Source organism: Saprospiraceae bacterium, from assembly GCA_016713025.1.
Classification (GTDB): Bacteria; Bacteroidota; Bacteroidia; order Chitinophagales; family Saprospiraceae; genus OLB9.
In genome coordinates this window covers 330,970-356,546 of record JADJPZ010000004.1, presented here as the reverse complement: position 1 = coordinate 356,546, position 25,577 = coordinate 330,970, and the positions used below count along the sequence as shown (strand labels likewise).

The window sequence follows — 25,577 nt, the reverse complement described above, 5'->3', positions numbered from 1 at the left end:
TAGTGATTTATCACTAAGCATATATCATAGGTTCAAGGCTTTAATTACCAACTCGGCAGTTGACTGAACTGCAAATTTTTTTAACAGTCGTTGTCGATGGTTGTCTACCGTATTTTTTGTTATGCCTAAAACATCAGCGATTTGTTTGCTAGCTTTTCCTTGACTCAGCAGGCCAATGATTTCTTTTTCTCTCTGACTAGTATTGGGATAGGGCTTTTCTATCCATTGTTGATCTGTGGATGAATAATAAGTAAATAATTGTTTGTCTAGCACGGTTGCATCTAGCAAGGTCATGATAGATGTTACATCTGGTTTCATGTGATGATCTACGTTGGTGTAGAGTACCATACCATATAAAAACTGATCATTTTCGTCAAAATAAAGGGCTGGATATTGGATACTATTCCATTTGTACTCGTTGTCACAATTCATTATTCTTGCGTAGATCGTAAAGTTAAAGTGCTCCCGTTGGTCAGGAGCAAGACTGAATACTTTTGGAAAAATGATCGCAATATAGGTCATAATACAAATCAAGTCTTAATCTTTGAAGCGTGAGAAAAGCAACTCAGGACGTGCCACTACTAGTTCATCCGCTGTTATAGATGTCATTTTTTTAACAGAACCATCCACCATGATAATTTTTGGAAATGGTTGTGTATTCACCAAGGACTAGTTTAGGAATCGTTTCGATATAGGGTTTGAAAAACTGATAAATTTTATTTTTGTCATCGGTTACATGACTTCTTGTCTCTTCCCAAAGTTCATAAAATCTTTGTTAAGTAATTGTTTGTATTTGAAGGTTATGGTGATCCATGTCGTTGATTTTTTGGGCCAATCAATAAAATAAGGTGGTAAGTTATAATTATTTTTTTATATTCGAATTATGAATCTAAATTTTGAATCTATATTGACATGAATAAAAAACACGGGAATCTAGTTTTTTTTGTGCAACCCTAACGGATACTTTTGATTATCTATGCAGCATAGATTCGTCATAGTGGTGCATGATAAACCTATCCCTTGCAAATGTTTGGTGCAGAAAAAAGAAGTTTCACATAAGACTAAAATTTTTCCTTAATCTTCATCAACTGCAAGATGGATAGAACATGCATAAAAACAGCGGAAGGCATCAAAAAACCCGGGACTAATGGATAGGGATACAAACCAAACTCTTTGGGAAAAAGAGATGTCTCCCTTCCATATAATTGTGGGAAATAAATGGCAGTGACAAATAAAAATATGATGGAAGCAATCACTCCTAGTCCTAAGTAATTCCAAAGCAAGGCCATTGATTGGTAATATAAATTTTTCCGCACCACATAATATCCAACGATAGGCGCTGTACATGCAAATATCATGTCAAAATTATAGCCCTTTATGGTGACAATTTCTGGCAAAATCCCTTTAGCTACAGAGAGAACAAAAAGGCTTTCTATGGCTATTCTAAAGGTCTGGCAAAAGATCAACCAATGCGGTGGTATGTTATGGATCCAAGCCTTGTTTCTGTTGGCGATTAAGAATGCGGCAATAAAAACAAATGCCGGAAATACCAAAAATATCAATACCCTTGGCGGCAAACTGAAGTCCTGCAATATTCCGGATTTTCCGATGATCAATATATATATTTGCCATAATACTAAACCAACCAAAAGCGTTACTTTTTTAGACTTTCTTTGTGCAGGGTTAGTAAAAGTTGATTGAATGGAAGATGTGCCGATCAAAAACAATATAACGTTCATCAATAGGGAAAGAGCTATGTAGCCAGATGCTGAATGGATCATTTTTTATATTTGAATGGATGAAATAGATAATATTAAAAAGTCTGTCATTTTATTTTATTGAGATATTTTAGTATGGTCGATTTATCGGCATCAGATTTCGCTAGATTTAAGGCCGTGGCTAAATGCTCACTTGCTTTTTTGTTATCAAGATCAACATAAAGATTCCCCAGAAGTGAATGGTAAAAATGATTTTCATTTAAGTCCAATTTTAAAGCTTCATGGATGGCTTATTCTTTTCCAAAAACTTTTGATAGAGCATAGGTACGATTCAAGGCAGTGATTGGGGAGTATTCAATTTGTAGCAACTGATTGTATAACTGTAAAATATGCTCCCACTTTCCGGCATTTTCTATCTTAGTGCAATGCCAATAAGCGATAGATGCTTCCAAATGATATTTTGAAATTTCCTGCCCTTTGGCACTTTCTATTAAAAAATAATTTCCTTTTTCAATCAGTTCAGTACTCCATAGATTTTTATCCTGGTCATCGTACAAAATGGGTTCGCCTGCTTGATTGTTTCTTGCGTCAAATCGGGAAGAATGAAAGCACATCAAAGCCATCAATGCATTTACATTGGGTGTATTGGTCGTCGTATTTTCTATGAGAAAGTAATTTAACCGCATCGCTTCCAAACAAAGCTCTTTTCGGATCTGCGTATTTTGCGAACTTGAATGATAGCCTTCATTAAAAAGCAAATACAAGGTTGATAATACTGTTTCCAATCTTGAATGAAGCTTGTCAATATTTGGCAATTCAATTTTTACATTTTCCGCCCGAAGTTTTTCCTTAGCTCTGAATAGCCGTTTGTTGATCGTTTCTTTATTGGTCAGAAATGCTTCTGCAATTTCGTCAATACCAAAACCGCAAAGAATTCTTAATGCGAGTCCTATTTGGGCTTCTGTCGGAATTACAGGATTACAAACGGCAAATATCATTTGCAATTGACTATCAGTGATATTTTCCATCGACAAATCAACGTCCATTTGTTCATTTTGGTCTTGATGGTAATTTAAATCCACCGCTATTTTTTCAGAAAATGTCTTATGTCTCTTGAAATAGTCTTTGGTTTTGTTTTTGGCCACGAGGTAAAGCCACGCTGTTGGATTATTGGGAATACCCTTTAATCCCCAAGTTTCTGCTGCTAATAAAAATGTATCATTGGTAATATCTTCTGCAATTTCAATGTGAAAAATACCAAACAACTTACAGAGTACAGAAATTATTTTTCTGTACTCTGCTTTGAAAAGTTGTGGTATTAGTTCTTGTTCGTTCACGGGTTCAACTTAGTTATTCATAGGCATAACGTTCCTTACCTCTACGTGTCCGCCAATATTTAGTATTGGGCACCCTTCTGCCAATTTCATCGCCTCGTCTATGTTGGTCGCTTTTACAATGATGTAGCCGCCCACCATTTCTTTTACTTCCGCATAAGGTCCATCGGTGATGACATTATTTGGCTTCAACGTTTTCCCTTCGAAACCCAAACGATTCGTACTTAAAAATTTGCCTTGTGCGGCAATGCCTCCGATCCAATCCTGCCATTGTTTGATGCTTGCCTGCATTTGTTCAGGCGATGGTTTAAACGATGGATTGTAATCGCTTCTGAAAATCATCATAAATTCTGTCATTTTTTATTTCTTTAAAAGATTAAAATTATATGTTTACAGCTTTATGACGACTGAAGCAGGCTGAATTGGACACAATGTATGGATTTATTTTTTTTAAACATTTATTGCTGATTTTTTTCGTGGCATATTGGCATAAAAGTTCAATGCTTTAGAAGCTTTATTTCAACGTGCGATCATCCATGCATATGTAACTCTCCCCTCTCCATAATCAAAGTTACAGTAATGCTCCAAGTCTAACATACACATAACAAAAGTTATATTGACAGACTATTTTAAAGGTAATACCTTTGCGATTTGATGCATATTACGGGTTTAATTCAGGGGCATAGCTGCTAAAGTTTTATGTTAGTTAGGATTGGCGTTTTATAAAATAATAGGGAACGTTATATCCACCATTCCTACTTACTTAATTTCCACCTTCACAATATTGATTTCCTTCATATCTTGTGTTTTATTCCACCCGCATTGGACTTTTTGGGTTATGCCTGTGAGTTTATAGGTAAGTTCAACAGTAACATTGGGCAGGCCAATTACTTTTCTTGCTTCTTTTTTAAGTATTTCGGTTTTTGGCTTGCTGGCATTATCTTCTACAAGTTGCAAGATTTCTGATTTGCTGATAATATGGAAATGCCAATCACAACCATCAGCAGGTAAGTCATATTTGAAAAGAGCTTCATTAGTTATATTGTCTTTATTTTCAGTACTTTCTTCATTCGTGCATAAAATAAATATTAAAAAACAAAATAACAAAAATTTGTTGCCCATTGAAATGATGTTTTATTTTTACTAATAGACGTATGATTTTTTAATTTGGTTGGGAAAAAAATAAAAAAACTAATCGCCCTATGCTTTATACTCTATGTCCTATGTTCATGATAGATTCACTCCGTCTTCAACGACTTCACCGGATCTGCCAATGCCGCTCGGATCGATTGAAAAAAGACAGTAAAAAATGCTATCGTCAGGGCCAATATGGCTACGATTGCAAAAACCCACCATTGCACACCAATTCTGTAGGAAAAATTTTCTAACCATTGATTTACAAAGTAATACGCTACAGGTATCGCTAAAATTATGGAAATAACTACAAGCCTTACAAAATCTTTAGTAAGTAATATGGCTATACCTGAAACTCCTGCACCTAAGACCTTACGGATACCTATTTCTTTGCTGCGTTGTTCAGTCATAAAAGTAGTCAACCCAAAGAGACCAAGACATGCGATAAGTAAGGCAAGTAAGGCAGTATAAGTGATGATGTTTTTTTCAGTGAGCTCTTCAGAATAATGGTCCATCCTGAAATCTTCAAGGGATTCGTACTCCATGGGAAGAAATGGTACATATTTTTTGTAAACCGAAGATACAGCCTTTAGTCCTTCCCGGCTTCTACCATCTTTAAACTGAATGTGGACCATACCTGCCTGTGTGCCCCTATCCAGATAGTAGACGATTGGACTTATCTCTTCTTTTAAACTGCTGTAATGGTAATCTTTTACTACACCCACGATTTGATATACCTCGTCCCGGGATTTGATAGGATGCTGGAGTGGATTTTTGACACCTTTCAGGATTTTCTGTACAAAAGATTCATTGACTACAATATTGGAAACTGTATCGAGTGCGTAGTCATACGAAAAATAGCGGCCTTCTTTTAGTGGTATATTCAATAGTTGAAGGTGCTGATCATCTATGTGTTCATAGTATATCCAATCGGTGTCTTCACCTTCTATTTTAAACTTTGTCCTATTAAAATCACCAGATTTTGCGGATACAGCCAGTACATCATTGAGCTGTCTTAATTCCGTTTTAAATGGTGTAGCAAGTTTGCTGATTTCTTCCCAAGGTATCCAAAACCTATATCTGTCGGAAGTTTCATAGCCTAATGGTTTTTCATTGATATATCTGAATTGTAAGGTCACAAATGCTGTCCCGATCATCAGTATACCTGCTATCACAAACTGAATGACTACCAAAGACTGACGAAGATATTGTTTTGAGCCAAAAACCGACTTTCCCTTCAGACTTTCTATTGGTCTATATCCTGACATTACAATAGCTGGATAGCTCCCTGCACATATTGCAATGACACTCATGAGTACAATGTAAAGTATAATAGATGCCGGTGCATACATTATGTTTGGGTCTAAGTATTTGCCCGTAAGTTTTGAGAACTCCGGCAATAACCCATAAGCTATCAAAACAGCAGGAAATGAAGCTATGGCTGTCAAAACAAATGACTCGGTGATAAACTGAAAAAACAACTGTGATTTTGTCCCTCCGGATGTCTTGCGGATACCGATTTCTTTGGATCGTTGCAATGATCGGGCAAGTGTCAGGTTGATGAAGTTGATAGAAGCTATGAGAATGAGCAATAATGATATTCCAGATAATATTTTCGGGTATTTGATATTTGACCAGTTTTTCATGCCGTTGGAAGCAAAATATTCTGGATCAAGATGCATATCAAAAAGTGGCTGGAGATGATACTTTATATCATAACCTTTAGATGTCGGATCTTGCTTTTTCCTCTCACCCATTTCAGTTTGAAGATGTTTCTGAGTGACCAGATCTATCTTCTGATTTGCAGACAGAGCATCTGTCTTTGGGTGCAGCATTACAAAAGTGTTGAGACTGGAGTTTGCCCAGGACTGTGATTCTTTATAACCTTCATCATTGTTTAACATATATTCAAACGAAGCAAGAATATCAAACTGAATACTGGAATTGGATGGTAAATTACCTACCACCGCTGCGACAATAAATGGCGTCATCTCTCTGCTTTCATCACTGATGTACAGTGGTTTTCCTATAGCATCAGAAGCTCCGAAATATTTTTCCTTTACCTTTTGCGTGATGACTACGTTTTGGATATTATTCAAAGGATTGACTGGGTCACCTTCGATCACATCAAATGAAAACATGGCAAATGCAGCACTATCCGCATAAAGCATCTCTTCCATAAATGCATCATTGCCCTTTTTGACCAATGTATTCCATCCATTTTTAAATCGGCAAAAGGTTGCAATTTCAGGAATTTCATCTTTGAATGTAGGGCCTTGAATGATACCAGTATTACCTGTTTTCATTACTTCACCTCTCGAATCTTTTACATCTGCCACTATTCTGTAGATATCGCTGCCATTGTTGTGCATCTTATCAAATGATAAATCGTCTTTGACGTACAACATGATGAGAATCACCACACTAAGCGCTGTCATTAATCCTATGATATTGATACCAGCATAAAGTTTGTTTTGCAAGAAACTACGGTAAGCTATTTTAAAGTAATTGTAAAGCATTGGTTGGGTGTTAAGGCTAAGATAATAAGTGTTATAAGCAAAGTTTATTACAAATTTTACCAATAACAAGTTTGTTTAAGGTGAAATTGTAAGGTCTGTATTTATGGCATTTCTAAATTAAATAAAGTTTTACTATTTCAATTTTTTTGTTAGATAGTCCAACGCTTTTTCAAGTACCACGTCTTTTTTATTTATATAATCATTGAGTGAAGGTATTACTTCGATGTCGGGCATTATACCAACTCCCACGAACTCTCTCCCGTCCGGATAGGTGTCTTTTTTGGTACACACACGTGCATTTCCGCCACCTGGCATCTCAAAGAGAAACGGCTGTCCTGTACTGCCAAACGAGTTTTGACCGATTTTTGTGAAATGTTTTTGATTATCCGCACTTATGAGAAAATCTTCCGCAGCAGACGCAGTATTATGACCTATCAAAACAGCAGTTGGCACTACCAATCTTTTTTCTTTTATTTTTATGGTATCAGGATTATATTCAAAGTCATAGTATTTCTCATCTTGATTATACAAATAGCATTTTGTTTGCCATTCATTGTTAATAGTATCTTTTGGTGTTGTGTAAATTCCCCAAGCCTTGAAAGAAGCCCTATGTTCACGGGTACTATATCTAGAATGATGCAGCACTGCATCGTTGGTAAAATACTGCAAAATCCCAGTCCCAACTCCTGTATTTCCACCACCGTTATTTCGCAAATCAATGATGAGAGCTTTAGCTTTATAAATTTCAGAAAGATTTTTCTCAAAATCACTATTGATTTTATTATCGGCAAACGAATTAAGAGCCAAATACAATATATCCTTCCCCATCCATTTCATCGCAAATAAGCTATCGTTTTCAAAAGGAGGATAAACGGCATCTTCCTGAGTTTTCTGATGTACAAGTGTAAATGACTTTACAATATTCTTAGGAGTTATGATTTTTATTCGGAAAGTATCCCCTTCAAGTCCTTTCAGAAGTTGACTGGCAGCATAGTCTTCTAATACATAATGAGTAGAAGAAGAAATATATGGCTTCACATATTTATTCATGAAGTCAATAGTGTTAAGTCCATTTACTTCAATGATTTCACTCCCTACTGGAATCTCATCTTTTTTGCTTTCATTTACGCGCTCAATGATAACTTTACCCGCTACATGCTTCAAAAACATTCTATATTCACCAAACATGGTATTCATGATGAGTGATTGAACATTTTTAGGAAAAAAAATATTGGTATGTCCATCTTTTAGGAGAGCGCAAAACTTTGATAATTCCCGATAATATTCATAATCATTTTTGGTTTCCTGCACCTTTGTGATATATTCTTTGTAGGCGTTTTCCCACATTTTTTTATCAACCTTGTTAAGGTAAATAAAATTGTAATTGACTTCTTGCCAAAATTTTGACAGTCCATAAATTTTCTCAGATTTCGAAATTGTATTTGGAATTTCGACTTGAGAATATGCGCTCATGGCACTTAAGAACATGATTGAAACTATTATTGACTTCATTATGGTCGAGCTTTTAATTTTTTTAAATAAATAATTGTTTATTCTGTTTTCAAACTTTTCACAGGATTCATCAATGCTGCTTTAATAGCCTGAAAGCCAACAGTAACAAGAGTAATAAGTAGGGATATGATGGCAGCCAATAAAAACACCCACCATTGGATATCGATCCTGTAATGATATCTACTGAGCCACTCATCCATAAAATAGTAAGCTATCGGGCTGGCAATGATGATAGCTATCACGATTAATTTGATGAAGTCAAGTGATAAATTTCCAATGATTTGTGCTACAGTGGCACCGAGCACTTTTCTGACACCGATTTCTTTGGTTCTTCGTTGTGCCATAAATGCGGCCAAACCGAACAAACCAAGACATGAAATAGCTATCGAAAGCAAGCCAAACATGAAAACCAATCTACCGACAAACATGATACCATTAAATTGATAATTGAAGCTTTCATCAAAAAAGTTATAATTAAATGGGTTTTCCGGATCGATAGATTTGACACTTTTTCTGATGGATTCAAGCTGGTGTTCTACATTACCATCATGAGGCAATTTCATTACGATGCTACTCCATTCCGCAAATGAACTTTGGTCTTTTGGAAAAAATATCAGTGGTTCTGCGACACCATAAATATCATTAACCACAAACTCTGCTGTGATACCTATGATAGTGAGTGGTGGATCGTTTCCCCGATTGATTATACCACCTATCTTTCCTTCATCGCCCATCAGTTTTGCTAATGCAGGATTAATGATAATATTGCCTTCTTCTTGTTTTGGATTTTCATAAAACCCTCTGCCCTTTGTCACTTTGATATCCATGACCTTGAGATAGCTCGAAGTCATACCATTGAATGTAATCAGGGCATCTTTTGTACTGTCGTATCCTTTCCATGTAAATCCTCCACCATTGTTATACATATTAAACAGGTTAGCATCAGTCATTGCCACTTCTTCTATGTGGCCATTGCTGATCATTTCAGTCCGAAAACGATCGAAGTTTTTTGATAAATTATTTGATACAGGAATGGATAGTATTTTGTCTTTTGAAAATCCCAAATCTCTGTTTTTGGTGTGGGTAATTTGGTTGGAAATTACGATAGTGCAGATAATGATTACAATTGAAATACTGAATTGGAATACGACAAGGCTTTTTCGTATAAAATTAGTGCCTGAATTGCCCGAGACTCTATTATTAAGTGCTTCCAATGGCTTGAATGATGCCAGAAAAAAAGCAGGATAAGTGCCAGCTAGAAGACCACAAAACAAACCAACACCACAGAAAAATGCAATGTGGGACTGACTGAAAAAACTTAAAGTCAATGGAACATTGATCATATTGCCAAATGCGGGCACGATGATGTACAATGCTGAAACGGCTAACACGACAGCAATAAAAGAAACTAAAATACTTTCTGTATAAAACTGATATACCAACTGACTTTTATGGATACCAATAGCTTTTTTTAAGCCTATTTCTCTTGCTCTATGTTCGCTTTTTGCGGTAGAAAGATTCATAAAATTGATACAGGCTATGAGCAGAATAACAATAGCTATCAAAAAGAAAAGCTTGATATATTTGATCGTTCCTTCAGAAGGCGTTTCTATGCCATTCGAAAAGGTATTGTACCATGATAATCGTGAGTAAGGATATAAAAATATAGAATGATCTACATTACCTCCGGATTTTTGGAAAATTAGATTTTTTATTTGCTGATTGATTTTTAAATAGTCAACACCTTGTTGGAGAGACACATAAGTACGCATGCCACAAGCACCCCAATGGCTCCAGTTATTTTTAAAATCATCATTCAGAAATCGGTTTCCAAGAGAAATGATCCAGTCAGGATTCATGGTCATGTTTTCGGATACCCGATCATAGACGGCGGAGACGACAAAGTTTTCTTCTTTATTTAAAATGATGCTTTTGCCTACTGATTGGGTTGTACCAAACAAGGCTTCGGACATTTTGGTAGATATAGCAATCCTGTCATTTTTACTCAAAGGTAATTGATCCGATTGTGATTCGATGGGGAATTTGAAAAGTGTAAAAAAATTATTGTCAGCATATACACCATTGAAATTCAAGCTCTTGTCATGATGTCCAAATACACCACCAGAACTCAATATTCTTGTCACACCACTCACTCCCGGCACATCCTGACTCAACACAGGACCTAATGGACCACTGGTTGCGCTCATCGTATAGATATCATCACCATATTTCTGATTATTTTTGACCTGAAATAGCTCATCAGAACCCGGAAGGATACGGTTGTGCTGGTAAGTATATTCTATCCATAAAAAAATAAGTGCCGAACTTACTATCCCAATGGCTAAACCAAGAATATTTAATAAACTAAAGGACTTATTTTTCTTTAGATTTCGAAAAGCAAATTTTACATTATTAATAAACATATATTTTGTTGTTAGGTGTTAAATATTAGCCATTAATTGCAAGCTATTAGCGTATTAATTTTTGTTCTATTTTCGTTTCGCCATTCAGCTACTATTCATTCATATTATTCGGATTGTTCATTTTGTTCGGATTGTTCGGATTGTTCAAATCATTCCGACCTCAAACTTTTCGCAGGGTTCATCAGTGCAGCTTTGATGGAAAAAAAGCCAATGGTGCACACGGCAATAACTAAAATAGAAACAAAAAAGCCAAGCATTAAATTAATATTTATATTACTGTGAAAAGTGAATATTTTTTGTGTAACAAGACCTAAAGCAAAGCCTATGGGTAAGGATATTGTACCAGCGATCAATAAAAGTTTCATAAAACTCCAGGATAAGACTCGTACTATTTCTGTCAGAGAGGCACCCATCACTTTTCTGACACCAACTTCTTTTGTGCGTTTTTCAGTACTGTAAATAACAATACCAAGCAAGCCCATCACTGCAATAGTCAGAATTATTAGGGCAGCGAGGCCCATTATTTTCATATCTTCTGCAGGGTAATACCGCTCATACATATCCTTGGCAAACCAGGAACTTACCAAAAAATCTGTAGGATAAATTTTTTTCCATGCAGCTTGCATCTCAGACAAAAATGTAGCTTCATTTATATTATCTGCTGCTAAGATGGACAAAATCATAAATTGAGAAGGATTGTATTGAATTATTACCGGTTCGATTTGAAATTGATAATTGTAATGGCAAAAATCTTTAAGAACACCCGAAATGATCACTTCCGACTCATTATTAATAAAAACAGATTTTCCGATAGCTTCTTGTGAAGTCCCTAAATGAAGCTTCTCTACTGCTTTTTCATTGACCAAAATAAAATTTCCGACTGAATCAGACAATGATTCAGGTAAATTTTGCCCGGCTACAAATTCTAGATTCATGTTTTCTATATAATTGTGATCAGCTGAGTAGTAATATGACACCTTATTTTCATCCTGTTTTCGTGCTTTGATATAAGTTTCTGCAGTAATTCCTCCAAACACAGTGGACGTCAAGCCAATCTTTTTGATGCTCTTATTTTTATACAACTCATCTTTTAATAAACTGTAATTATTGTCCACCATGTTTATATTAAAAATTCCCTTACGATTATAATTTTCATTTTCAGTAGCCATATATTGAAACTGATTGTACATATGACCCATCCAGAAAATGAATACCATTGATACTACAAATTGAATAACCATCAAGCTTTTACGAAAACTTACTTTACCAAAACTTGCGGGTGTAAGGTTGCCCTTGAGCACATCTACAGATTGAAACCCGGATAAAATCCATGCGGGAAGCATACCTGCAAGAAATCCTAATAAGATTGCAAATACAAGAAAAACTGTCCAGACTAAAATTTGGTTTTCAACTTCCCAGGTGACCCAATTTACATGAATCGTTTCCTTCATGATTTGTAAAAAGACAAAACCCAAGATTAAAGATAATACAGCAATAACTATGGCTTCGCAAACAAACTGCAAAATCAGCTGTGACCTCAATGCACCCATAACCTTTCGCACACCTACTTCGCGGGCTCGGCTGAGAGACCGCGCCAACGTTAGATTTGTATAGTTAAAGCCTGCCAAGAGCAGTAGTAATAATGGAATGGAAAAATTAAAAGCAATATCTGTAATATCTTCTACATATGGATTGTTGCGAAGTTTTTCAGCACTTGGCGAAATATCAGAAATTGACTGTATGCGAAATTGATGGGATTTTTTTTCACGTACTAAAAGATGATTTGTTTTTTTTGCGATATCATTCAGAACAGAACTCAGGGTAGCAATATCTGACTTCAGTATAGTTTTTACAAATGTGTGAGCATCATAATTTCCCCATGAGGTAATATTTGGTTCGTTTTTGTTAAAATTAACATAAGAAGCCATTGATATCATTGCATCACTTCTGAACATAGTTTGCTTTTTGAAAGGCTTTAATACTCCTGTAATCTTAAAAACGCCAAACGTTGGGTGTGTTAATGTCTTTCCAACAGGATCAGTTTCATTAAAGAACAATTCGGCCATCTCGTGGCTCAAGACAAGACTATTTACTTCGGTCGGCAACGATCCTTTCTCTAAACCGAATCCAAAAATATTAAAAAATTCAGGCTCAACAAATATAGTATTTACCTTTAGAGATTTGAGTCTGTTGCTTAGTTCCCAGCCAAATGTCCTCACCGTTTTTGTAGCTCTCTCAACAACCGGGTAATCCTTTTTTAATGTTTCAGCCAGTAAAAAAGGTGAAGTGGCGTAATGATTCTCTATTCCTTCATTAGATTTTTCATCGGTGATAACTCTAAAAATTCTATCTTCATCAGGATGGAAATTATCAAACTCAAAGCTGCTTTGTAAGCTTAAAAATGAGAGTAGAGCAAAGGGAATAGCCAAGGCCAGACCCACTATATTGATGAATGAAAAAAGTTTATTGTTCCAAAGATTCCTAATGGCTATTTTAAAGTAATTACGGAGCATTGTTTTAGGTGTTTTAATTTAAGTGTTAGGTTTTAGGTATTAGGGTTAAGGTGGTTAGATATTGGATGTTAGGGTTAGGGTTAGGTTTCCTTTACTTGCTAAATGCTACAAACTTTTTATTCCGACCTCAAAGATTTCACAGGATTCAGTAATGATGCTTTCACTATCAAAATACTCATGGTCATGATCGCAACAAAAAATACTATGAATGGCCCAAAAATGAAGTAATACCACTCAACCCGAATGCTATAAGGGAAATTATCAAGCCATTGAGTAGTGAAATAATATGATGGGACAAAAGATAATAGTATAGAGATGGCAATAAGAATGATAAACTGTTTTGATACCAATACCATCAAATTTGAAATGTTGGCACCAAGAATTTTCCTGATGCTAATTTCTTTTTTCTTTCTCTCAATGGTGAAAATAGTCAATCCCAGAAGGCCAAGGCAAGATAAGAATACCGCAAAAACCGAAAACCACTTAATCAGCACTGCGGACTGCCCTTCGGACCTATAAAACCATTGTGGTTGATCGTTTTGGTGATTGTATTCAAAAATTTGACCAGGTGCAAATTTTTTATACACTTCCTCTATCGACTTTAAAGCGAGTGCATCGTTGCTACCATCCATTTTGACATACATATTCCATGTCCAATCAGGCCTGCAATTGAAGATGACCGGTCCGATCGTGTTGTGTAATGATTCAAAGTGAAAATCCTTTAAAACACCTATTACAGTGCCTTTCAAGTTTCTTGTTTCGATGTATTGGCCTACGGGATTTTTGAGATTCATTTGTCTGACAGCAGTTTCATTTAGTAATATAGCACTTGTGTCTGTTGAAATAGCCTTTGAAAAATTGCGTCCATCGACTACTTCCAAGCCCAATGTAGCAGGTAAATCATGACTGCCGGCTATAAAATTGAAAAATATATCTTCTCCTGGATTTTTTCCTTCCCACTTCACTTCATGTCCCCTGTTGTTGCTCCCCTGAAAAGTCATAGAAGCCAATGCCGATTGCTTCACACCTTTGATTTGGGAAATTTCTCTCATGGCTGTCTCTATTTTATCCTGAGGAATCTGATTGGGAAACCATACTAAATGTTGTCCATCGACGCCTAAATCTTTGTCTTTAAAATAATCCAACTGTTTTGAGATAATCACACCGCCAGTAATCAATAATATCGTAACTGCAAATTGACCGGTTACCAAAACCTTGCGGATATAAGTAGTATTAGTCAATCCAGCTATCATATTTTTCTTAAGAGCGGCCACAGCGTCCATACCTGACAACACAAATGCAGGATAAATTCCGGCTATCAATCCCACTGTCAGTACAATAAAGGTAAATACCAATAAACGGAATGGATCTTCAAATCCTGTAGACAATTGGATGTTAAAATGTTGATTGAACTGCGGCAGCAATAAATAAACCAAACCAATAGATATACCCCCGGATATGAGGGATAATGAGACTGACTCAAGCAAAAATCTTTTTATTAACGCAAATCGATTTGCTCCAAGGCTCTTTCTGACTCCGATTTCTTTGAGTCTTTGAGTAGCACTGGCAGTCGTCAGGTTTACAAAATTGATACATGACAAGAGTAAAATAATCAATGCCACAATGGAAAAAAGATTGACATATTTAATGCGTCCACCTACCTGTTTTCCATCTTTAAATTCACCCTTCAGATACCAGTCTTTCATAGAAAACAGGAACAATTCACAACTTTTTTGGCGATCGTTTTGCTGTGATAGCAATGCTTTTATTTTGTTATTAAAACTTTGAAAGTCAGCATTCGGGTCAAATTTGACATAAGTTCTTACATTGTTTACTGACCAATCATTGGCCATAAACGGATTAAAACTAAAGTAATCCTGAATAGGCATCAAAAAGCTATAATACATCGTTGTTTTTTGATCTTGACTTTTGAATACTCCTGCAACTTCATAACTTTGGCCCGTGCCGGTTTTTATGGATTTTCCCACAGGGTCTGTGTTGCTAAAGTACTTTGATGACAGGGATTCTGAAATAAGAACTGTATTTGGGGATTTTAACGCTGACGCTCTTGAACCAAGCAATAATTCTACACTAAATACTTCCAAAAACTCCGGGCTGGCATACAGACCATATTCCGTAAATTTGTTGTCTCCTACTGTAAACTGGATTTGATCTCCCCAGGATGCCGTAGCTGCTGATGACACATTATCTTTTGACTCCATTAATTTTTTAGCCAATGGTGGTGGTGTCGCAGCATACGTCTGGATCTCGCCACTTTCAAATGTTTGATTGACCATGATGGCGGCGATATGATCCCTGTCTTTTACATTTTTATTGACACTATATTCGTTTTCTACCCACAATAGGATCAGTAAGAATGCACTCAATCCCAAGCTCAAGCCTATAATATTAATAGCAGAGATAGTTTTGTTTGCCCAAAGGTTTCGGATTCCTGTTTTTAGATTGTTGATGAGCATTTTGATAGGGTTTAGATGTTAGGTAATTGGTGGTAGGGATTAGGTTCCGAATTCCGAATTCCGGTTTTCGATTTCCGTTCTTATCATTCCACTTTTAAAGCATCTATTGGATTGCTTTTGGCCACTCGCCAAGATTGAGAAAAAACGATGAGAAAACTTATTCCCACCAAAAACAAAATACTAATTAATATAGATAATAGGCTGATACTTATCCTCGATGGGAAAAAATTGAGCCAGGCATTATTTATAAAGTAGGCAATCGGTACGGCTACGATTATGGCAGCTGCTATCAAAAAAATATAACTTTTGGAAAGCAGAACAATAATTTCAAATATACTTGAGCCCAAAATCTTACGTAAGCCTATTTCCTTGCGTCTTATCTCTGATGTGTAAATGGCTATTCCCAATAAACCCAAACAAGAAATCAAGACTGTCAGAAAGGCTATAAAACCGAGAATTGCTGCTATGTTTGTAAAAATTGTATGTATACTTTGAAGTTCCTGATCAAAATATTGGTACTCAAATTTTGTTGTTGGATTGACTTCTTTCCATTTGGTCTCCAGGAAGGAAATCGCTTCCTTATTATTTTGACCACTTACTCTTATGGTGGCATACCTAAATTCAGATTGTCTGTTGCGAAGCATCAAAGGCTTGATTTCGCTGGTCACACTTTGGCTTTGGAAGTCCTTAACTACGCCGACGATCTCAAAATTACTGGGGCCTGATACTATTCTCTGACCAATGGCCTGATTAGGAGTATCATATTTCAGGTCTTTTGAAAGCATCTCATTGATTAGAATATACTTTTCATTGCTGACTTCAGGTATTTCAGGGAGATTTTTGCCAGCCACAAGATCAATATCCCATACTTTCAGGCTTTTGGCGTCAATATCTATGTACTGTGTATATAACGTATCCTTTCCCCCTTCACTTTTCCATATTGATGTGCCTCTACCAGATCCGGCACTTGGCAACAAGCTGGCAGCACCTACCGCAGTGACATCTTTATGGTCACTAATCGATTGTGCAAATCTCGCATAATTATCGGGATTATACAAAGTCACATTCACCACATTGTCTTTGTTAAATCCATATTCATAATTAAAAATGTGATTGGTTTGCTTAAAAATTAATAATGCTGAAATAATAAAAATAAGTGAAAAACAGAACTGTACCAAAAGTAAGCCACGTTGGAGAGACAATTTTTTGAATATCTTTATATTTGTTACATTTTTTAAAATCTGAATAGGACTAAATGCCGAAATATACAACGATGGAAAAAATCCAGCTAATGCGCCAACTCCAATACTAAAGCCTATAAAAATTAAATATAGCTTCGGGCTGTGATCGAAAGTAATATTGATGTATTGATTGATCACAAATTTTGAAAATACGTTTTGGAGGATATACAATATCGGTATTGCAAGGATAAAGGCTGCCAAAGATATTACTACAGACTCACATATAAATTGATAAAAAACTTGGCCCCGTTTGGCTCCTGAGACTTTACGTATTCCTACTTCTTTTGCTCTTGTAAATGATCTTGCCAATGTAAGATTGGTATAATTAAATCCAGCAGTCAAAATGATGATCAAACAAAGTCCGGCCAGAAAGATCAAAAACGTTTGTGGAATAAATACATGAGAATTATTGTTGAACATTGGCCCTGGAGTGATGTCTCCAAGTGGTTGAGCTTTGAAAAAATATGGTTGATCTGTAAATTTTTCTTTTGATATTTTGTCCAAAGTTGATTGTAATCCATCTTGTGAATTATTTTCTGATACCAAAGCATAAGTATAACATTCCCAAACAAATTGCCAATCATTAAAATCGGTATTCAATAGGGAATCACTCGCCAGTGCTTTGATGGTTTCCAGTGAAGTCAATATTTGAAAAGGCAAATGCGTTTTTCCTTGATTTTCTTCAAGAATTCCAGTAATGGTAAATAATCCATAATCGGTTTCCTGATTACCATGATCGACTCCCATAGGATTTACGCCTGTATTTTTAAATTGTACAGATTTACCGATCGGGTTTTCATTGTAAAAAAGTTGTTTGGATAATTTTTCAGAAATCACCAAAGAGCGTGGAGTATTTAAAGCGGTATTTGGATCACCTGCTATCAATTTATAATCAAATATCTTAAACAAGTTTTCATCAGCAAAATACCCTCCACCAGAAGCCATTTTTTCATTATAGAAGATGTCTCCTCCAAACGTTCTTACTAAGGTAGTAGCCTTTTCTACACCAGTATGTTTATTTACCATTTCCTTTCCGAGATGAAAAGAAGATGTTGCCGTCTCACTATCTCCTCCTGTGTTCGTAAGCACTCTAAAGATCCTATCCTTTTTGGTATGAAACTGATCATAACTTTTTTGATCCGCAATGATCGAAATAATCAAGAGACACACCGAAATACTTATAGCCAATCCTACTATATTGATTAGACTAAAAATCTTATGTTTGTTAAGATTGCGTATTGCAAGTTTTAAGTAATTTGCTAACATTTTGGTAAGTATTAAGTGTTATGGAAAAGATAATTGATATTTGGATCATTCGGTTGCTCATCATACATTTGATTGGTAGATTTTAGGTCGTTTGTTCTTTCGACCTCCTTCCTTCATTCTCCTTCCTCCATTGTCCATTTACATTCACTGAAATACATTGATATTATTGACACCGGATTTTATTCTGACTTTCTTCTCTATGCTTTGTTTATTTCCGTCTTTGTATTTAAAATTATAGGTCTTGTTGCAATCTATTTCTAACTCCATCGGAAAAGCACTACCATCTTTACATTCAAAATTCCACAATACATTGGTCAATTTGTCCTCACTCACCATCACCAAAGAACCAGATGTGGAGCAGTCATCACAATCCAAAAGCACTTTTGCCTTAGGTCCATCGTCTTCAGATGAGATACTTAGTGAACTGCTTTTTTCAGATTTGGTATTTAGATTTGTAGATCGGGATTTTGATGCCGGCTGGCATGATACTTTTGATTTTGATATGGGATTGTCCAACATAACGATGTGAATCCCGTCTTCAGTTTTCTCAAAACTACTATTGTTGAGATTTACACCTTTCATTTTAAATTTCGGATCAGCAATATGAACTACAGATAACCTGTCTATTTTATATTGGTCAAGATCACCGTCACTATTCTTAAACATCAAAGTGTTTTTCGACATGGAGATGATTTGACCTTCATGTTTTACGCCATCGGATTCAATGATGTAATCCTGACCAAAAAGACTTGCAGCCAGTGCCATTGCAATAAATAATAAGGACAATTTCATTTGGATTAAATTTAAGTGTTCAGAAAAAAGTTAATCTTAATATATTAATAATAAATAGTATTGCCACCTTTGTGCCAAATCTATAATTCGCTGATTATCTTGCTTTTGCAATTGATGCTAATTGAAATTATGTCCGAATCTGGACGTGTGTGTACGAAGTCCTATATCAGATTGTTATATTGAAGACGACGGTAATGAAGAATTGATTGGTGGAAATTTTCAGACGAGACCGTTCATCGCATCTATTTTGCTCTATTTATTCTCATAATGCATAATCTGGGATTATCATTTAAAATGAGTTATGGACAAAATTAATAGCAATTAGTTTTGTCCATAAGTGTGTAAATAAATGAGTTGTGGACAAAACTATATGCTAACCGTTTTGTCCATATGTGCCAGATTTTATGAGTTGTGGACAAATCTATTGATATGCTGTTTTGTCCACAAATATCATAAAAAATGAGTTGTGGACAAAACTCAATTAAATAAATTTTGTACAATCATTTGATATACTAAACTTTATGATATATAATTTATTTACATATTATTTGCTATCATCTTTATTTACCTTTTAAGAATTTCATAATTTCTGACCAAAAAACTTCGGGCCTGTCCAACCACGGATAATGACCACATTTATCCAACTTCACCAATTTACTATCAGAAAAAGTTGTCTCAATGGCTTGAGCAGTTTCTAAAGAGATAATATCATTCAATCCCTGAAATATCAAAACAGGTCTTTTAAAATTGTTGAATTTACCGATGAAATCAAATTTATTTTTTTGGAGGTCTGAATATACCAATTGGTTGATAGTGATGTTGACTTGCAAAAGCCTTTCGGCAATGGTCGGAACATGTTTTTTTTGATATACATAGGCACTAGCGAGTTGCATTGCCCGTCTTTGCAGATAAAATTTATTCTCAGGTTCTTTTGAAAGTAATTCATTGTAATATTGCAAACTATCTCGTTCTGATTGACTTAAGTTATTCTCGATCCGCTGCACGACATAATTTAAGAAGTCAAGATTTAAACCACCGGAATTAGAAAATACGAGTTTATCAATAGATTTGGGATAAGTATTTGCGTATTGTGCAGCCAGTAAACCTCCAAACGACTGACCAAAAACAGTCCACTTATTTATCTTTAGATGCCTTCTCAGCACTTCAAGATCTTCAACCATATTTTTCATGGTGATGGTGGTTTGATCCATTTTCTTCATTTCAGACTTTCCGGTACCTCGTTGGTCATAAATGATACAGAGAAAACCAACCTTTGATAGTTGTGCTGCAAAGTTTCCAAATCCTTCTGAGTTCATACCTGGTCCGCCATTGATAATAACTACCGACTTGCCTTTTCCAAAGATTTTGTAGTGGATGACGCCATCACTGGTTATGATCAAATTGCTCTTTTGTCCAATGATACTGGAAGATAAAAGTAAACCAATAAATATTACAAATGATTTTAAGTATGCTAACATTTCTATCTTAAATTTTCAACTTATAGAACAAAAGTAAGGGGGAAATGATTTGTCATTTTTTGCTAATTTGTTTAATGGGAAATCTTATACAAATAGAAAATTAAATGTAAAATTTCAAAATCATAACTATTTGAGTTTAAAGATACTCTGAAGATATACCCCATGTAAAATATTTGAAATCAAAAGTCAGATCCTAAACCCTCAGAAATACATAAGACTTCCTTACCTTTCGGTTTTTTTATAAAATCAAACAGTGAGTTTGTTTTCAATCCACTCATTTAAAAAAGCGATTAAAAATCTGCCGCATGATCCGGTCAATGCTTATCAGCTGTATCAGGCAAGTAGATATCTTACAAGTATCCTTGTTTCTATCTTTTTGGTCAAAAGTGGTTTGACGAGTGATGCAGTCGGTCAATTTGAATTATTGTTATTTATCGCTGTGACATTATCCTTCTTCTGGACGGTGGGCATGCAAAATGCCTTGGTATCCTACTATCCCGGAATCCATGAAAGAGACAAGCTAAAGTCGTTGCAAACAGTCTTTTTACTTTTAGTATTGACTGGTATCCTCATAGGATCGTTGGTACTTTTATTTCCACAATGGGTGACAGGAGCGTTCAAGCCGGAAGGTAGTATTGATTTCTTACCATTGCTGGCGCTTTTTGTGATGGTTTCTGCCCCTTTACTTATGGTGGAAAACGTACTTCTACTCAGAAAACAAGCGGCTTTACTTATCAGATATACTATCATCAGTTTATCAGCAACAATACTGCTGACCGGCTTAATAGGTATAATGGCACCCGATGTCAAAAATTTTCTATTATGCCTTATTGCTTTGGCTGCTTTAAGATTGGTTTACCTGATTTACTTACTGGATATTGTTAAAGGAGTAATGATTGAAAAAAAGGTGTTCATAACATTTTTGATTTTTGCAGCACCATTGATTTTAAATACCTTGATTTCCAGTCTTATGGATGTAGTGGATGGATGGTTTGTATCAAGATACTTTAGTGCTGCTGATTTTGCGGTATTCAGGTATGGAGCCAGAGAACTGCCTTTTTCAAGCGTGCTGTATAGTAGTCTGTCCGTGGCGATGATTCCCCTTCTTGGTTCGGGAACATCTGCTCTTACTGCGTTAAAGTCAAAAGCCACAAAATGGATGCATATATTATTTCCGGTTTCCATAGTGCTGATGTTTATATCTCCTTCTCTTTTTTCCGGCATCTACAATCCGTCATACAAGACTTCGGCTTTTATTTTCAACATATATTTATTGATACTTACAAGCAGAGTTTTGTTGCCACAAGCGTACAATTTTGCTAAGCATCAACACAAAGTCATCATTTGGTCAGGGATTTTGGAGCTGACATGTAATATCGTTTTGAGTTACTGGTGGATGCACATTTGGGGTATGTATGGCCTTGCGTTGGCCACAGTTGTCGCCTATTTCATTCAGAAATTAATATTAATGTTATATAATAAAATTAAAAATGGTATTCCACTTTCGGCGTACATTGATGTAAAATATTACTCCATTTATTGTGTTGCTTCAGTATTGGCATTATTTTTATCTTTCAAAGCTTTTTCATGACATTTACTTCAGCTTATAGTACACTATCCGAAAAACTGATGACTGTTTATGACAGCCGGGAGGCATCCATCATCGCGAGGTATATACTGGAAGATGTTTTTAATGCTTCTTTTTGGTCTGAGGAAGAGTTGAATCCAGACCAAATTGTCAGATTTGATGAAGTAACTCAAAGATTACTGAAACATGAACCATGGCAATACATCGGAGGATACGCCGATTTTTACGGACTAAAATTTAAGGTAAATCCGTCTGTACTCATCCCAAGACCTGAAACGGAAGAACTTGTGTTTGTGGCGCTTGACTTTTTAAAGAACAATAACGTCAAATCTATTATGGATATCGGCACAGGATCAGGGATCATTCCGATTACTATCGGTATTAAGGCTCAGCAGCCACTTACACTTCTTGCCATTGATATCAGTGTTGACGCACTCAGTGTTGCTCATGAAAATGCAGAAACGCATGATGTATTTGTAGAATTTGGTGTGTTTGACTTTTTGGACAGATCACAATGGGCTGACTTACCAAAAGTGGATGTCATTATTTCCAACCCACCATATATAGGCAAAATTGAAAAATCAGAAATGTCTGCCAATGTGCTTGATTATGAGCCACATATAGCTCTTTTTGTTAAGGATGATGAGATGGAATTTTATGAAGCCATTGCCACTTTCGTCGCAGAATATCAGGATGATGGATGTTTTGTCTTAGTTGAAATCAATGAAAAATATAGTCAGAATGTGGTAGAAACATTTACAAATCACGGTTTGCAGCATGTCGCCATCATCAAAGATATGCAAGGCAAAGACCGTATGGTATCCGCAGTAAAAAAATCACTGAAACAATGAAAGTTCACGGTTGGATATATACAATATTCATGATGACGATCTTACATGATGTGCGTGCTCAGGAAAGTCCTGACAGTACCATCAAAGTTCAAATGGAAGAGATTTTGCTTTCAGACATCAGATCTGATGGACAATTGCCGTGGTCATACACCAAACAAAAGGCCACAGAAATTGATAAATTTCAGAATAATGTCAGGAATCTGATGGACAGACAAGCCGGAATACAGTCTTTCAACGGGGAAAATTTTGCTCAGGACGTGCGCATAGCTATCCGTGGCTATGGCAGCAGGTCGGCATTTGGTATCAGAGGTATCAGAATATATCAGGATGGCCTGCCCCTGACTTCACCTGACGGCACAAGTCAGCTGGATGAAATATCCATATTTGATATCGAGTCGGTAGATATCGTCAGATCCGGCCTTGCTGCAAGACTCGGCAATGCAGGTGGCGGCGCATTGTCTTTCAGGTTGAATACATTTTTTGATGGCATACAAGTATTAACGAGAGTCAATAGCCTTGGAGCTTATGATGCAGGCATAAAATATGGTGTCACGGGTAAAAAAGTCAAAAATGTGCTGTCTGCCAATCACCATTACTTCAAAGGCAAAAGATCATTTAGTGAAGCTCAAAATACCACACTGCTAAATAAGACTTCAGTTGATATCAATGATAAATGGCAAATTAATTTCACTCATGGCGCTTACTACTCGCCGATAGGTAAAGATCCCGGTGCACTTTCTGCGGATGAATTTACTAAGGACAGATATCAGGCCAACCCAAGAAATGTAACATTTGATGCAGGTGAATCAGTTTCAGGGCTGCTCATGTCCGGGAGATCAGTGTACTCCAAAAGTGATCAATCGACTTTCATATCCGGATACTTCTATCGATACAGAGATTTTACAGGACGGTTGCCTTTTGTAAACGGAGGTTGGGTAGATCTGAATCGTCATTTCGGAGGTATCGGCAACACTTACGAATATCGGCCCAAACATCATCTCATTTTAACCATAGGTCAAACCCTGGAATTTCAGTCAGACAGAAGAATCTTATCAGGCAATAATAATGGCGCAAAATCAGCATTATCGGCGGATCAATTCGAACAGGTATTCAATGCAGCTATTTTTCAGCAGTTGCAATACAATATCAAAAAATGGTCTCTCCATCAAATGGTCAGATGGGATATCAATCAATATCAGCTCAAAGACCGGTTCATCAACTCAGATAAAAATAACGGAGAAAAAAGATACAGCAATCTCAATGGTTCAGTCGGTCTAGGTTATCTTGTCAATAAAAAATTAACAGTATTTTCTAATATCAATACCACCTTTGAAATGCCTACGCTCAATGAGCTGTCAAATAATCCGGAACTGACAGGTGGGTTTAATATTAGACTGAATCCGGAGACCTCATTACAAACAGAAGCCGGACTTAAATGGGTGCCGAATACTCATTTTTCATTAAATATATCGGCATTCCATATAAATATACGAGATCAAATCACCGGATACGAAATAAAAGATGCCCCTGGCAGAATATTTTACAGGAATGCCGCATCTTCCAGTAGAAAAGGAATTGAATGTACCACAGAAATAGAGTTGAGCAGCTTTTTTAAATCCGTTCTTAATTATACATACTCGGATTTTAAATACAAAGATTTCATCACAGGCATCACTGATTTTTCAGGCAATACCCAACCTCTGATACCAAATCATAAATGGAATTTTACGTCCATCATCAATGCAGGTCAATGGGCAACTGCACAAATCAATATATCTTACAATAGTGCCATGTATGTAGATGATGCCAACAAAACAAAAGTAAACGGATTTTATGAAATCAATGGAGCTGTACAAACAGGACTCAAAGTTTCCTCCAGATTTACTGCCGGACTGACTGCCAATAATCTATTTAATCTGATGGATTATTCCAATTTCCGAGCTAATGCCACACTGGGAAGGTATTACGAAGCTGCTTCACCACAGAATTTTGGTCTGTATGTGAGGTTGGTTTTTACCAATCAAAATAAATTTTAATATTATTTCTGTCTAAATGTTTGCCTTATTGATATTGACTAAAATGCAATTCTCATAAATGTCTGCGGTATTTCTAAAGATAAAAAGTTTCATTACCATATCTTATCAGTAATCATTTTCTCATTTTGGAATTTAATTGGACTATTTTACTCCAGTCAATATCCCCATTTTCCAAGCAATAATCTTTAATAAACTCTTGTGTAAATTTATTTAACATTCTTGAATAAGATTTTATAAACTCATCGTTTCTTTCTTTTGATTTATGACCTAATGGTTCAATGATTTCAATAAAAAGATTGACATTACCTGAAATAAACTTCCAAAACTCTTGCCCACAGAATTTAAAATAATCTCCCCTATCAGGTTTATTCTGAATGCCATAGCAACAACCATTGACTGCAATTACTTCCATTCCAGAATTACTTGTTCTTAGAGTTTTTTTAGCAGTATTGAAATCAGTTTTCAATTTTTTAATTTGACTAAAAAATCGATATTAAGCCTCATCATTAATGTCATCAATATTGTTATCAATAATTACCATTTCTATTGCGTCAAACCAATCAATATAATCTCCAATTTTCAATTTTACTATTTCCATTTCATCTTTCTTCAATCTTCTGTCTAAAATTTCTTCGGCTACTAATTGAACATCATCTTCTATTAATTCATATACTACCTTATTTTTCATTTATAAA

Annotated in this window: 17 protein-coding genes and 1 pseudogene; 3 read left to right on the top strand and 15 right to left on the bottom strand. The window is 35.8% G+C overall.

Annotated elements, in window-relative coordinates; genetic code table 11:
• Positions 1 to 24 precede the first annotated feature (24 nt).
• The 13 genes and pseudogenes from IPK35_07950 to IPK35_07890 form a co-directional block, all read right to left on the bottom strand.
• Positions 25 to 522, bottom strand: coding sequence for a hypothetical protein (locus tag IPK35_07950; GenBank protein MBK8053187.1), 498 nt, complete (start codon positions 520 to 522; stop codon positions 25 to 27).
• Between the two features lie 539 nt (positions 523 to 1,061).
• Positions 1,062 to 1,781: a hypothetical protein gene (locus IPK35_07945; GenBank protein ID MBK8053186.1), complete on the bottom strand. Its 720-nt coding sequence runs from the start codon at positions 1,779 to 1,781 to the stop codon at positions 1,062 to 1,064.
• Positions 1,782 to 1,825: 44 nt separating this feature from the next.
• Positions 1,826 to 3,055: pseudogene (locus IPK35_07940) on the bottom strand (RNA polymerase subunit sigma).
• 9 nt (positions 3,056 to 3,064) lie between these two features.
• On the bottom strand, positions 3,065 to 3,409 hold the full coding sequence (locus IPK35_07935) for a transcription initiation protein (protein MBK8053185.1): 345 nt from the start codon (positions 3,407 to 3,409) through the stop codon (positions 3,065 to 3,067).
• A 402-nt stretch (positions 3,410 to 3,811) separates the two neighbouring features.
• The gene (locus IPK35_07930; GenBank protein ID MBK8053184.1) at positions 3,812 to 4,174 is read right to left on the bottom strand and encodes a hypothetical protein; all 363 of its coding nucleotides are present in this window, start codon (positions 4,172 to 4,174) and stop codon (positions 3,812 to 3,814) included.
• Between the two features lie 116 nt (positions 4,175 to 4,290).
• Positions 4,291 to 6,705 carry an ABC transporter permease gene (locus tag IPK35_07925; protein MBK8053183.1) on the bottom strand — a complete coding sequence of 805 codons (2,415 nt, stop codon included), beginning with the start codon at positions 6,703 to 6,705 and terminating at the stop codon, positions 4,291 to 4,293.
• Between the two features lie 132 nt (positions 6,706 to 6,837).
• A complete protein-coding gene (locus IPK35_07920; GenBank protein ID MBK8053182.1) occupies positions 6,838 to 8,217 on the bottom strand; it encodes a peptidase S41 in 1,380 nt (459 codons plus the stop codon).
• Positions 8,218 to 8,255: 38 nt separating this feature from the next.
• Entirely contained in the window at positions 8,256 to 10,640 is a 2,385-nt protein-coding gene (locus tag IPK35_07915; GenBank protein ID MBK8053181.1) for an ABC transporter permease, read from the bottom strand.
• A gap of 149 nt (positions 10,641 to 10,789) precedes the next feature.
• Entirely contained in the window at positions 10,790 to 13,153 is a 2,364-nt protein-coding gene (locus IPK35_07910) for an ABC transporter permease (protein MBK8053180.1), read from the bottom strand.
• A 116-nt stretch (positions 13,154 to 13,269) separates the two neighbouring features.
• The gene (locus tag IPK35_07905) at positions 13,270 to 15,630 is read right to left on the bottom strand and encodes an ABC transporter permease (GenBank protein ID MBK8053179.1); all 2,361 of its coding nucleotides are present in this window, start codon (positions 15,628 to 15,630) and stop codon (positions 13,270 to 13,272) included.
• 83 nt (positions 15,631 to 15,713) lie between these two features.
• Entirely contained in the window at positions 15,714 to 18,137 is a 2,424-nt protein-coding gene (locus tag IPK35_07900; protein ID MBK8053178.1) for an ABC transporter permease, read from the bottom strand.
• A gap of 144 nt (positions 18,138 to 18,281) precedes the next feature.
• Positions 18,282 to 18,929, bottom strand: a complete 648-nt coding sequence (locus IPK35_07895; protein ID MBK8053177.1) for a hypothetical protein — start codon at positions 18,927 to 18,929, stop codon at positions 18,282 to 18,284.
• A 560-nt stretch (positions 18,930 to 19,489) separates the two neighbouring features.
• The gene (locus tag IPK35_07890; protein ID MBK8053176.1) at positions 19,490 to 20,407 is read right to left on the bottom strand and encodes an alpha/beta fold hydrolase; all 918 of its coding nucleotides are present in this window, start codon (positions 20,405 to 20,407) and stop codon (positions 19,490 to 19,492) included.
• 259 nt (positions 20,408 to 20,666) lie between these two features.
• On the opposite strand from IPK35_07890, the gene IPK35_07885 reads away from it, so the two are divergent.
• Genes IPK35_07885 through IPK35_07875 form a run of 3 tightly spaced genes read left to right on the top strand, consistent with a single transcriptional unit; the run spans position 20,667 to position 24,882 of the window.
• Positions 20,667 to 21,998: an oligosaccharide flippase family protein gene (locus IPK35_07885; protein ID MBK8053175.1), complete on the top strand. Its 1,332-nt coding sequence runs from the start codon at positions 20,667 to 20,669 to the stop codon at positions 21,996 to 21,998.
• The gene (gene prmC / locus IPK35_07880; protein MBK8053174.1) at positions 21,995 to 22,846 is read left to right on the top strand and encodes a peptide chain release factor N(5)-glutamine methyltransferase; all 852 of its coding nucleotides are present in this window, start codon (positions 21,995 to 21,997) and stop codon (positions 22,844 to 22,846) included. Before IPK35_07885 ends, prmC begins: the two co-directional genes overlap by 4 nt.
• A complete protein-coding gene (locus IPK35_07875) occupies positions 22,843 to 24,882 on the top strand; it encodes a TonB-dependent receptor (protein ID MBK8053173.1) in 2,040 nt (679 codons plus the stop codon). Before prmC ends, IPK35_07875 begins: the two co-directional genes overlap by 4 nt.
• Positions 24,883 to 24,994: 112 nt before the next feature.
• On the opposite strand, the gene IPK35_07870 is transcribed toward IPK35_07875, so the two are convergent.
• A complete protein-coding gene (locus IPK35_07870) occupies positions 24,995 to 25,357 on the bottom strand; it encodes a hypothetical protein (GenBank protein ID MBK8053172.1) in 363 nt (120 codons plus the stop codon).
• Between the two features lie 18 nt (positions 25,358 to 25,375).
• Positions 25,376 to 25,570 (bottom strand): hypothetical protein, encoded by a 195-nt coding sequence (locus IPK35_07865; protein ID MBK8053171.1) that lies wholly within the window; start codon positions 25,568 to 25,570, stop codon positions 25,376 to 25,378.
• Between the last annotated feature and the right edge of the window lie 7 nt (positions 25,571 to 25,577).